Below are 12,188 nucleotides of genomic sequence, written 5' to 3' on the forward strand. Positions count from 1 at the left end.
GTGCTTGTCCGACGGACAAGAGGAGCAGGCATGAGTGACATCGCAGCAACTACCGTTCATGAGGCGTATGCCTTCGCCTGCATGAGTTGCGGACACGGTTGGGAACAGGTCTACGACATCGAGCACCACACGGACGGCCGCGGTCAGCCCTTCGTCGTGCACCGCGTGCAGGGGGAGCTGGTTCCCTCACCGCTGAACCGGCTCACCTGCCTCAACTGCGGCGGACACAAAGTCCGCATCATGCGTGCCGGGCAGGTCTCCTCCATCGCGGAAACCCTGCGACGCCTGAACTTCGCGACCCCGACCGGCGCCACCGCCGGGCCCATACCGTCCTCGGAGAGCACCTCGGAGCGCGCCCCGCGCCACTGGCGTTTCGTGCATGTGTTCCGCACGCGGCAGCGCCGTAAGTGAGGTCCGGGCCCGGTGACACCGGGCTCTCATAGGATCGCCCTATGAGCTCCAAGGACGCCCCGCCGCTGCCCGAACCCCTTCGGGTACCGGTTGCCGATTCGCATACCCATCTGGACATGCAGGACGCCACCGTCGAGGAGGGCCTGGCCAGGGCCGCGGCGGTGAACGTCACCACCGTGATCCAGGTGGGCTGCGACGTGAAGGGCTCGCGCTGGGCCGCCGAGACCGCCGCCGCGCACCCGAGCGTGTACGCGGCGGTGGCGCTCCACCCCAACGAGGCGCCGCGCATTGTGCACGGGGACCCGGAAGGCTGGTCGCGGCAGGGTGGCCGCGAACCCGGCGGGAAGGCGGCACTCGACGAGGCGCTCGCCGAGATCGACCGGCTGGCCGCCCTCGACCAGGTCCGCGGCGTCGGTGAGACCGGGCTCGACTACTTCCGCACGGGCCCCGAGGGCATGGCCGCCCAGGAGGAATCCTTCCGGGCCCACATCGAGATCGCCAAACGGCACGGCAAGGCGCTCGTCATCCACGACCGGGAGGCGCACGCCGATGTGCTGCGCGTCCTCGCCGACGCGGGCGCCCCCGAGCGGACCGTGTTCCACTGCTACTCCGGTGACGCCGAGATGGCCCGGATCTGCGCGGACGCCGGGTACTTCATGTCGTTCGCGGGCAATGTGACGTTCAAGAACGCCCAGCCGCTGCGGGACGCGCTGTCCGTGGCGCCGGTAGAGCTGATCCTGGTGGAGACGGACGCGCCGTTCCTCACCCCTGCCCCGTTCCGCGGACGCCCGAACGCGCCGTATCTCATTCCCGTCACGCTCCGTGCCATGGCGGAGGTGAAGGGCGTCGACGAGGACACCCTGGCGTCGGCGATCAACGAGAACACGGCGCGCGCGTTCGATTACTGACGCATCGCGCCGTGCCACTGTCAACGGGGAGCCGCGCACCCTGCGCATGTTCGCCGACGACATCGACGAGCTCCGGCATGCCCTCGGCGGCAGATGGCGCCCGCAGGACGCACCGGCGTCCGAGCAGACGTTCCGGGCGAAGAAGCTCTGCGTGCCACGGGGGGCGAGCCCGTGGCCGTACTGCGGCCGTAGGCTTACCGGGTGAGCAGCACAGAGCCCGACGCCCTCCTGGGGCCCGCAGACATCCGCGACCTGGCCGCGAAGCTGGGCGTACGCCCCACGAAGCAGCGCGGTCAGAACTTCGTCATCGACGCCAATACGGTCCGCAGGATCGTGCGGACCGCGGAGGTCCGCCCGGACGACGTGGTGGTGGAAGTCGGGCCGGGGCTGGGTTCGCTGACCCTGGCGCTGCTGGAGGCGGCGGACCGGGTCGTCGTCGTCGAGATCGACGACGTGCTCGCGGCAGCGCTGCCCGCCACGGTCGCAGCCCGGATGCCGGGCCGCGCCGACCGGTTCTCGCTCGTCCACTCCGACGCGATGCTGGTCACGGAGCTGCCGGGCCCGGCGCCCACCGCCCTCGTCGCCAACCTGCCGTACAACGTCGCCGTGCCGGTCCTGCTGACGATGCTGGAGCGGTTCCCGACCATCGAGCGGACCCTGGTCATGGTGCAGGCCGAGGTCGCCGACCGGCTGGCCGCCCGGCCGGGCAACAAGGTCTACGGCGTGCCCTCGGTGAAGGCCAACTGGTACGCGGACGTCAAGCGGGCCGGGGCCATCGGCCGCAACGTCTTCTGGCCGGCCCCCAACGTCGACTCCGGTCTGGTCTCGCTGGTCCGGCGCACCGAGCCGATCACGACGACCGCGAGCCGGGCCGAGGTCTTCGCCGTCGTCGACGCGGCGTTCGCCCAGCGCCGCAAGACGCTCCGGGCGGCCCTGGCCGGCTGGGCGGGTTCCGCGCCCGCCGCCGAGGCAGCCCTGGTCGCGGCCGGGATCTCGCCGCAGGCCCGGGGCGAAGCGCTGACGATCGAGGAGTTCGCAGCCATCGCCGAGAACAAGCCCGCCCTGAAGACCGATGAGGACCAGCCCGCCGGGAGCAACGAGTGAGCGTCACCGTCCGCGTCCCCGCCAAGGTCAACGTCCAGCTTGCGGTAGGTGCCGCGCGCCCCGACGGATTCCATGACCTTGCCAACGTCTTCCTCGCCGTCGGCCTGTACGACGAGGTGACCGTCACCCCCGCCGACGCGCTGACGGTCACCTGCTCGGGCCCGGACGCCGCCCAGGTCCCGCTGGACGCCTCCAACCTCGCAGCCCGCGCCGCGATCGCGCTCGCCGAGCGCCACGGCATCACGCCCCACGTGCACATCCACATCGCCAAGGACATCCCCGTCGCGGGCGGCATGGCGGGCGGCAGCGCCGACGGTGCGGCGGCGCTGCTCGCCTGCGACGCCCTCTGGTCCACCGGCGCCACCCGGGACGAGCTGCTCGCCATCTGCGCGGAACTCGGCAGCGACGTGCCGTTCTCCCTGGTCGGCGGCGCCGCCCTCGGGATCGGCCGCGGTGAACAACTGACCACGATCGACGTCGGCGGCACCTTCCACTGGGTCTTCGCGGTCGCCGACGGCGGGCTCTCCACCCCGGCCGTCTACGGCGAGTTCGACCGGCTCACCGCGGACACCGACGTCCCCGCACCGGCGGCCTCCCCGGCGCTCCTCGACGCTCTGCGCACCGGCGACACCCACGCGCTCGCCGGTGCGCTCTCCAACGACCTGCAGCCTGCCGCGCTGTCCCTGCGGCCCTCGCTCGCGGACACGCTCGCCGCGGGCACCGGGGCGGGTGCCCTGGCCGCCCTCGTCTCGGGCTCCGGACCGACCACCGCGTTCCTGGTGGCAGACGCCGAGTCGGCGCGGAAGGTCGCGGACGCGCTGCTGACGTCGGGGACCTGCCGGACCGCGCGCGTCGCAGTGTCCCCGGCGCCGGGCGCGACGGTGCTCTGACCGCGGGCGCCGCCGGCCGGGTCGCGCTCGTCCCGGCCGGGGCCCATGCCCGGCTCAGCCGAGCCGCACGCTCTTCTTCGCCAGCTCGTACGCCGGGAGCATCTCCTGTTGCTCCTGGGAGTCCAGCCCGCCGAGGTGCACCACGACCGGTCCGCTCGGGGTGGAGACGGCGAAGGCCTGCTCTTTTTTGGGCTCGTCCAGGAGTTCGCTGCTGACGGTGTAGCCGACCTCGACCGCGGTCAGGGAGCCGCCCTTCAGATCGGTGTACGTGGCCCGGCCGGCGTTCGGATCGGCGGCCAGGAACGCCTTCAGGACCTGGCGCGGGGTGCTGCCGGTACGGTCCCCCGTCCACACCCGCAGGAAGCCGATGTTCCCGGCGGGCTTCGCGTCGATCTCGCAGACGAGCGTGACCGGGCCCTGCTTGGCCAGTTCGCTCAGTGCGTCGTCCTCGACGGCCTGGACGGCCGCCGGCTTCCAGGAGGCCGCCAGGTCGAAGGTGACAGGCAGGGCGCAGGCAGAACCGGGGCCTCCGACACTGCCGCCCTTCACCGCGCTCTTCGCCGCGGCCCTCGGCTTCGGCACTGTCCTCTCGCCGTTCCCGCCGTCGTCCGGGACGGACGACGTGCAGCCGGTTACCGCCACCGACGCGACCGCCAGCACGGCCGTGACCGTGCCCCGTACCGAATTGCGCACCATGGAAGTCCCCTGTCCCCGCCCTTGACCGATCGCCGCACGACAACAGCCTGCTCCACGATAGAGAGTGGGCTCCCGACGCCCTGCGACTGCGTGTGGGGCGTTGTCGTCGAAGCCGCTGACCCCGCTCGCTGATCCACTCCCCATCGTGGGCGAGGCCGTCACCCACCCGCGTGGCGATTACCCTGGGAGGTCGATCGATCCCCCAGTCAGGAGTGAAATGGCCGTCAATCTGGTCAATGTCGAGCAGGTCAGCAAGGTGTACGGCACCCGTGCCCTGCTCGACGGTGTGTCCCTCGGTGTGTCCGAGGGGGACCGGATCGGTGTCGTCGGCCGCAACGGCGACGGCAAGACGACCCTCATCCGGATGCTCGCCAAGCTGGAGGAGGCGGACACCGGCCGCGTCACCCACAGCGGCGGCCTGCGCCTCGGTGTCCTCACCCAGCACGATTCGCTCGATCCGAAGGCGACCATCCGCCACGAGATCATCCGCGATCTCGCCGACCACGAGTGGGCGGGCAGCGCCAAGGTCCGTGACGTGCTGACCGGACTCTTCGGCGGGCTCGACCTGCCCGGCTTCGAGAACGGCCTGGACACCGTCATCGCCCCGCTCTCCGGTGGCGAGCGGCGCCGGATCGCGCTCGCCAAGCTGCTCATCGCCGAACAGGACCTGATCGTCCTCGACGAGCCGACCAACCACCTCGACGTCGAGGGCATCTCCTGGCTGGCCCGGCATCTTCAGAACCGGCGTTCGGCGCTCGTCTGCGTCACCCACGACCGGTGGTTCCTCGACCAGGTCTGTACGCGCATGTGGGACGTCCAGCGCGGCACCGTCCACGAGTACGAGGGCGGATACAGCGACTACGTCTTCGCCCGCGCCGAGCGCGAGCGGATCGCCGCGACCGAGGAGTCCAAGCGGCAGAACCTGATGCGCAAGGAGCTGGCCTGGCTGCGGCGCGGAGCCCCCGCCCGTACCTCGAAGCCGCGCTACCGCATCGAGGCGGCCAACGAGCTGATCGCCGATGTGCCGCCGCCGCGCGATACCAGCGAGCTGATGAGGTTCGCCAACGCCCGGCTGGGCAAGACGGTCTTCGATCTGGAGGACGTGACCGTCCAGGCCGGACCCAAGACGCTGCTCACCCACCTCACCTGGCAGCTCGGCCCGGGCGACCGGATCGGCCTGGTCGGCGTCAACGGCGCGGGCAAGACCTCGCTGCTGCGGGCGCTCGCCGAGGCGGCCCGCACCCAGGGCGACGCACAGCCGGCGGTCGGGAAGGTCGTTGTCGGCAAGACCGTCAAGCTCGCGTACCTCTCCCAGGAGGTCGCCGAGCTCAACCCGAACCTGCGGGTGCTGGAAGCCGTGCAGCAGGTGCGCGACCGGGTCGACCTCGGCAAGGGCCGGGAGATGACCGCGGGGCAGCTTTGCGAGCAGTTCGGCTTCTCGAAGGAGAAGCAGTGGACCCCGGTCGCCGACCTGTCCGGCGGTGAGCGGCGCCGGCTGCAGATCCTGCGCCTGCTGATGGACGAACCGAACGTCCTCTTCCTCGACGAGCCCACCAACGACCTCGACATCGAGACCCTGACCCAGCTGGAGGACCTCCTCGACGGCTGGCCCGGGTCGATGATCGTGATCTCCCACGACCGGTTCTTCATCGAGCGGACCACGGACCGGGTGATGGCGTTGCTCGGTGACGCCACGCTCCGGATGCTGCCGCGCGGCATCGACGAGTACATCGAGCGCAGGGAGCGGATGGCGGAGGCGTCCTCGTCCGCCCCGGCTGCCCCGGCGGTGAAGGAGTCCGGCGGGGCGGTGGCACCGGCGGTGTCCGCGCAGGCGGCGCGGGCGGCGAAGAAGGAACTGCAGAAGATCGAGCGGCAGCTCGACAAGATGTCGAGCAGGGAGACGACCCTGCACGCACAGATCGCCGATAACGCCACGGACTTCGAGAAGGTGGCGAAACTGGACGCGGAGCTGCGGGAACTGGTGGCGGAGCGCGACGAGTTGGAGATGCGCTGGCTGGAGCTTGCCGAGGACGCCTGACAGCTGCTCAGCGGCCGGCGGTGCTGACGGTGTGTTCGATGCGGGTGGTACAAAGGATTCCGTTCGACCGCACCAAGGGGGACGTTCCGATGACCTGGCCGCCCGGCCCGCACCAGCCGCAGCCGCAGCCGCCACAGGGTGAATTCGGGGCTCCGTTCGAGCCTGTGGAGCCGATGGGGCCCACCCAGCCGGTGCAGGGATACGGCCCGCAGCCCCCGCCCCTGTCGCAGCCCCAGCCCGGTCCGTACGGCTACGGGTACGGTCAACCGCAGCAGCCGTACCCCGTCGGCGCGGCGACGGGTGGCCCCGGCGGTCCTGCCGGTCGTCACCCCTCGGGCCGCAGACGCACCGCCCTCGTCGCCGCCGTGGTCGCCGGGGTCCTGGTGGTCGGCGGTGGCGTCTGGTTTGCCGTGAGCGGTGGTGACGACGGCGGGAAGCCCGTGGCGCACGGCAGCGCCGACGTCGGGAAGCCCACCGCCTCGCAGCCCGTCTCTCCCCCTGTCGAGGCCGAGGTCGTCGACACGGCCGTACCGGTCGACGGGCTCAACGCCGCACGCAAGCCGGGCGAGGCCAAGGTCCTCTGGATGCGGGACAACGGTATCGACGTGCCGCGCAACGGCGCCGACGCGTACGGCCCCTGGCTGACCGGGGACATCGTCGCCAAGGGCATGTACCGCACCGTCTCCGGCTACTCCGTGGCCGATGGCGCCCGGAAGTGGAAGCTGGACCTTCCGGCTCCCCTGTGCGCCGCGCCGACGCTGCCCACCACCGACGGCAAGACGGTCGTCGCCCTCAAGGGCGGCACGGCGTCGGACGCGGACTGTGCCGTGCTGCAGATGATCGACCTCACCACCGGCAAGGCGGGCTGGAAGAAGACGGTCGAGCGCAAGGGCGTCGTCGACCTGCTCTCGGATGTCGCCATGGGCATCAGCGGAGACCTGGTCACCTTCGGGCGGGCCGGCAACTCGGTGGGATACCGGGTCAGTGACGGCACGGAGGTGTTCGGCAAGAGGCAGGGTGTCTGCCAGCCGTTCGCGTTCACCAGCGGTCCCCGGCTGATCGCCGCGACCAACTGCCGCACCGACGCCGACACCCAGGACAAGGAGCGGGTCGAGGGGATCGACCCGGCCACCGGTAAGCCGACGTGGACGTACCGGGTCAAGACCGGCTGGCGGGTCCAACAGGTCTACTCGACGAGCCCGCCGGTGATTTCGCTGAAGAAGGGCGATGGCGAGGGCGGAGCGTGGGCCATCGTCACGCTGCGGGACAACGGCACGTACCGCTCCCAGATGATCGGCGGCAAGAACGAGAACTACGCCGCCACCTGCGACGCGGACCTCGTGGTGAGCGGCAGGAACCTCGACGGCTGCGCCGGGGTCGCGGCCGACGACGACACGTTCTACCTGGCGACCAAGCCGGTGACCGTGGGCTCCGCTCTCACCAACAAGGTCGTCGCCTTCGACCTGAACACCGGCAAGGCCAAGTGGAGGGCCGCCGCCCCGGCCGGGCAGATCATGCAGCCGCTGCGGATGAACGGCCGGAACGTGATAGTCCGGGTGGAGGGCACCTACCGGAAGAGCGGAGCCGTCGCGAGCCTCGCACCGACGGGCGGCGTCCCGACGATGCTGCTGCGGCATCCGGCGTCGTCGACCAAGGCCGAGAGCTCCTTCGATATGGCGAGGCTGGTGTATGCGGGCGGCCGCTCCATCCTGGTGAGCGCACGCGTCAGCGCGATCGACGACAAGGAGGAGAAGAAGGTGAAGACCGTCCTGGTCTTCGGTCCCTGACGGTCCGCGAGGTCCGCAAAGACTCTGACGAACCGTCATGAAACTGGATGTTTCTGACGGTTCGTCCGGGTTCGGGCGATACTCGGAGATGTGCGACGGTCCTTGACATGCCGAACCCCCGCTGTCCGAAGTCATGACAGTTTGCGAAGAGTTGGCACCCGCACATCGAGCGGCGGCCGTCGCGGCGCACCGGCTGCGGTCGTGCGAGGCGCGCTCCGGCTGCGTAACGGCGGCATCACGAGGCGGTTCTCCCTTGGGAACAGGGGGTGGACCGACCCGGTGTTCGAACGCGCGCTGATGGTAAAAAGAAGCCCCGCTCGACTGTCGTAACGCCGCGGGAGTCATGCCCGATTCGCTCCTTTCCAAAGGGAATTCAGCCCTGCGGAATCGCGGGGGAGACCGGAATGGGCACCGGACCGCACGAAGGGGGACGTGCTGATGACCCAGCCGCCCAGCCAGCAACCGCCGCAGGGAGGCTTCGGCGCTCCGCAGGAGCCGCCGCAGGGGAGTCCTCAGCCGCCCGGTCAGCCGCCGCAGATGCCGGCCGCGCCGCCTACTGCCCAGCCCGGTTACGGCTACCCGCAGGCGCCGGGTCAGGAGCCCGGCTACGGCTACCCGCAGCAGCCCGGCCCTTACAGTCAGCCGGGCCCGTACGCCCAGCAGCCGGGCCCCTACGGTCAGCAGCCCGGACCGTACGGTCAGCCGCCGCAGCCCGGTTACGGCTACCCGCAGCAGCAATACCCCGGCGCCCCGGTCCCCGGCGGCCCGGCGGGTCCCGGCGGCGGCAACCCCTTCAAGGGCAAGCCCGCAGTGATCATCGGTGCTGCGGTCGCGGCGCTGCTGGTCATCGGCGGTGGCGTGTTCCTCGCCACCAGCGGCGGTGACGACGACAAGAAGCCCGTCGCGCACGGGGGCGCCGACGACCAGAAGGCGAGCGCCTCGCCCTCCGTCAACGAGGGCAACGGCAACGGCGACGGCCGCGAAGCCGACGACGACCTCAACGCCGGGCGCAAGGCAGGCGAGGCGAAGGTCCTCTGGTTGCAGAAGAACGACGTCGACCTGCCGCGCAACGGCTCCGACGTGTACGGTCCGTGGGTCGTCGGCGACACCGTCGTCAAGGGCATGTACCGGGCGATTTCCGGCTACTCCGCCGCCGACGGCAAGCAGAAGTGGACGCTGAAGCTGCCCGCGGACCTGTGCGCCGCGCCCGCCCAGGCCACCACGGACGGCAAGATCGTCATCGGGGTCAAGAACGGCACGACCGACAAGGCCGACTGCGCGGACCTGCAGATGATCGACCTCACCACCGGCAAGGCCGGCTGGAAGAAGCCGATCAAGCAGAACGGCATCTGGGACATGATGTCGGACATCTCCCTCGCCATCAGCGGCGGCACCGTGAGCGTCGGACGCACCGGCAACTCCAACGCCTACCGCGTCAGCGACGGCAAGGAGCTGTTCGGCAAGCAGCCGGGTAACTGCCAGCCGTACGCCTTCGCCGGCGGTACGAAGCTGATCGCCGCCTCCAGCTGCCGCACCGCCGACATCGACAAGCCCCAGAACGAGATCCAGGAGCTCGACCCGGTCACCGGCAAGCCCAAGTGGACGTACCGCCCCGCCGTGGGCTGGGAGGTCGACCGGGTCTACTCGGTGAGCCCGCTCGTCGTCTCGCTGACCCAGCGCGAGAAGAAGAAGTGGAGCATCCTCGCCATCAAGGAGAACGGCACGCTCCGTTCCCAGCTGGTCGGCGACAAGGGTGACAAGTTCGCCCCGGACTGCGGCAGCGCGTTCGCCATTTTCGGCAAGTCGCTGGAAGGCTGTGTCGGCGTCGCCGCCGACGCCAACACCTTCTACATGGCGACCACGGCCGGCTCCAGCGGCACTGCCCGCACGAACAAGGTCGTGGCGTTCGACCTGAACACCGGCAAGCCCAAGTGGAGGGCTGCGGCCCCGGCCGAGCGGATGATGACGCCGCTGCGGATGGAGGGCGGCAATGTGCTGCTCTACCTGGAGGCCTCGTACAACCAGGGCGGCGGAATCGCCACCCTGGCGCCGACCGGTGGTACCCCACAGGTGCTGCTGCAGCACCCGGCGTCGACGTCCCGGATCGAGAGCTCGTTCTACAACCCGAAGATTGTCTACGCGGGCGGCCGTTCCTTCATCGCGAGCGGGCGGGTCAGCGCGGCCAACGACAAGGAAGAGCTGGAGACGAAGACCATGATGGCCTTCGGCAAGTGACGGCTCACGCAGGCACCCGACGGACCATGACCGACCACGCCAGGTCCCGACCGACCGGCTCCCTTTCCCCCGAGGTACGTACGCCATGACACAGCCGCCCCAGCCGCCCAACGAGCCGCACCAGGGCGGGTTCGGCGCCCCGCAGGACCCACCGCCCGGAGGGTTCGGGGCACCGACCCCGCCGCCCGCCGACGCGTTCGGCAAGCAGCCGGCCCCGCAGCCCGCGTCGCCCCAGACGCCGCCCGCCGGTGGATTCGGCGCTCCGCAGCCGCCGCCCGCCGGCGGGTTCGGCGCCCCGCAGATGCCGCCCGCTGGTCCGCCGCAGCAGCCCGGCTACGGTTACCCGCAGACACCTCCGCAGCAGCCCGGCTACGGCTACCCGCAGACACCTCCGGGCGGCGGGTACGGCATGCCGCCCGGTCAGCCGCCGCAGCAGGGGTACGGCTACCCGACCGCTCCGATGCAGCCGCAGTATGTGCCGCCGCAGCAGGGCGGGAACGGCGGCAAGAAGTTCGGCACCCAGACGCAGATCATCGTCGCCGCGGTGGCCGCTGTGGCGCTGATCGTCGGCGGTGGCGTCTGGTTCTCCTCCAGCGGGGGCGACGGCGGCAAGAAGAAGGAGGCGTCCAACTCCACCGGCACCACCGGTGAGGACAAGGGCGGCTCCGGCGGCGGTCTCGGCGGCGGCACGGAGAAGGCTCCGGCGAACACCAAGGCCACGGCCGCCTTCCAGCTTCCGGAACCGAAGGTCACCGACGTCACGTCGGTCAACGGTTCCTGGCTGACCGACAAGGCGTTCGTGAAGACCGGCGTGAACGAGATCGTCGCCTACGACAAGATCAAGGGCACCAAGCTCTGGTCCATTCCGCTGGAGGGCCAGCTCTGCGCCGCCTCCCGGCACATGTCCAAGGACTTCAAGACCGCCATCGCCTTCGAGGCGGGCAAGGCGACGAAGGCGAACAAGTACCCGCCGTGCAACCAGGTCGGTGCGCTCGACCTGACCACCGGCAAGCTGATATGGAGCAAGTCGGTGACCGCCGCAAGCGGCGGTGACGCGCCGATCCGGTTCGACGAGATCACGCTCAGCGGCACCACGGTCGCCGCGGGCGGCACCGAGGGCGGCGCCGCATTCGACCTGGCGACCGGCGCCGAGCGCTGGAAGCCGAAGGTCAGCGCCGACGGGTGCTACGACAAGGGGTACGGCGGCGGCGACGCGCTTGCCGTGGTCCGCAAGTGCGGTACGTACGACGACCCGCAGCTCGTCATCCAGGCGCTGAACCCGAGCACCGGAGCCCCGCTCTCCTCGTTCAAGATGCCGCCCGGCGTCGACTACGCGAGCATCGTCTCCACCAAGCCGCTGGTCGTCGCCGCCGACGTCGGCGACACCGCTGGTGACGGCAGCGGGATCTCGGACTTCTTCTCGATCGACGCGTCGACCGGCAAGCTGCTCACCAAGATCGCAGCGGACGGCGCGAAGTACGCCGCCCGCTGCGGCTCCACCGAGGTCGAGAGCTGCCGGCAACTCGCGGTCGGCAACAACCGCATCTACCTGCCGACCGAGCAGCACGAGGGGAGCACGGGCGAATACGGCGACACCAACGAGATCGTCTCGTTCGACCTCACCACCGGCAAGCCGACCAGCGACAAGGCCGATGCGGGTGACCGGTACACGATGTTCCCGATCCGTATGGACGGGTCCAACATCATCGCGTACAAGGAGCCCCCGTACGACAAGGGCGGCCAGATCGTCTCCATCGACGGCTCCACCTTCAAGCAGACCGTGCTGCTGGAGAACCCGGCCGACGAGGCCAACCGGTCCGCGGAGACCAGCTTCTCCGCGGACTATGCCGAGTTCCTCTACTCGGGCGGCCGGCTGTTCATCTCCGAGACGATGGTGAGCAAGCGGGGCAACAGCTCGCTCGACGCCGATCGGCACCTCGCGGTCTCCTTCGGCGCCGGCTGACGCCCTCACGGGAAGCACCACGCGCCACAGCCCTGCCGGTCGATCGTCCGACCGGCAGGGCTGTTCGTTTGCCGCCCGGTTCCTGCTTCCTTCTGCCCGCTTGGAATCAGCCGAGTGCCCCTGAACGACGCATGATTCGGCATTCAGGGGGGCTTC

General features: G+C 70.4%; 9 protein-coding genes. 8 read left to right on the forward strand and 1 reads right to left on the reverse strand.

The annotated features are described in order from the left end of the window. Positions 1 to 30 precede the first annotated feature (30 nt). The 4 genes from ACNPQM_RS03035 to ACNPQM_RS03050 all read left to right on the forward strand — a co-directional run bounded on the left by ACNPQM_RS03035 (position 31) and on the right by ACNPQM_RS03050 (position 3,313). Entirely contained in the window at positions 31 to 411 is a 381-nt protein-coding gene (locus ACNPQM_RS03035) for a hypothetical protein (protein ID WP_358857576.1), read from the forward strand. A 41-nt stretch (positions 412 to 452) separates the two neighbouring features. After that, positions 453 to 1,319, forward strand: coding sequence for a TatD family hydrolase (locus ACNPQM_RS03040; protein WP_418082750.1), 867 nt, complete (start codon positions 453 to 455; stop codon positions 1,317 to 1,319). Positions 1,320 to 1,520: 201 nt separating this feature from the next. Next, complete coding sequence (gene rsmA / locus ACNPQM_RS03045; protein ID WP_418082751.1) at positions 1,521 to 2,423, forward strand: 16S rRNA (adenine(1518)-N(6)/adenine(1519)-N(6))-dimethyltransferase RsmA; 903 nt, start codon at positions 1,521 to 1,523, stop codon at positions 2,421 to 2,423. After that, positions 2,420 to 3,313: a 4-(cytidine 5'-diphospho)-2-C-methyl-D-erythritol kinase gene (locus ACNPQM_RS03050; protein WP_418082752.1), complete on the forward strand. Its 894-nt coding sequence runs from the start codon at positions 2,420 to 2,422 to the stop codon at positions 3,311 to 3,313. The genes rsmA and ACNPQM_RS03050 overlap by 4 nt, the downstream gene beginning before the upstream one ends. A 54-nt stretch (positions 3,314 to 3,367) precedes the next feature. Here ACNPQM_RS03050 and ACNPQM_RS03055 read toward each other — a convergent pair whose 3' ends face one another. Next, the gene (locus ACNPQM_RS03055) at positions 3,368 to 4,009 is read right to left on the reverse strand and encodes a lipoprotein (RefSeq protein ID WP_418082753.1); all 642 of its coding nucleotides are present in this window, start codon (positions 4,007 to 4,009) and stop codon (positions 3,368 to 3,370) included. A 217-nt stretch (positions 4,010 to 4,226) separates the two neighbouring features. On the opposite strand from ACNPQM_RS03055, the gene ACNPQM_RS03060 reads away from it, so the two are divergent. From ACNPQM_RS03060 to ACNPQM_RS03075, 4 genes are all read left to right on the forward strand, one after another. Continuing rightward, entirely contained in the window at positions 4,227 to 6,047 is a 1,821-nt protein-coding gene (locus tag ACNPQM_RS03060) for an ABC-F family ATP-binding cassette domain-containing protein (RefSeq protein ID WP_418082754.1), read from the forward strand. A gap of 89 nt (positions 6,048 to 6,136) precedes the next feature. Beyond that, positions 6,137 to 7,834, forward strand: coding sequence for a PQQ-binding-like beta-propeller repeat protein (locus tag ACNPQM_RS03065; RefSeq protein ID WP_418082755.1), 1,698 nt, complete (start codon positions 6,137 to 6,139; stop codon positions 7,832 to 7,834). Between the two features lie 438 nt (positions 7,835 to 8,272). Next, positions 8,273 to 10,069 carry a PQQ-binding-like beta-propeller repeat protein gene (locus ACNPQM_RS03070; protein WP_418082756.1) on the forward strand — a complete coding sequence of 599 codons (1,797 nt, stop codon included), beginning with the start codon at positions 8,273 to 8,275 and terminating at the stop codon, positions 10,067 to 10,069. Positions 10,070 to 10,154: 85 nt separating this feature from the next. Then, positions 10,155 to 12,032, forward strand: a complete 1,878-nt coding sequence (locus ACNPQM_RS03075) for a PQQ-binding-like beta-propeller repeat protein (protein ID WP_418082757.1) — start codon at positions 10,155 to 10,157, stop codon at positions 12,030 to 12,032. Positions 12,033 to 12,188: the final 156 nt, after the last annotated feature.

The sequence above is a fragment of the Streptomyces sp. NPDC056231 genome (assembly GCF_048270745.1).
GTDB lineage: Bacteria > Actinomycetota > Actinomycetes > Streptomycetales > Streptomycetaceae > Streptomyces.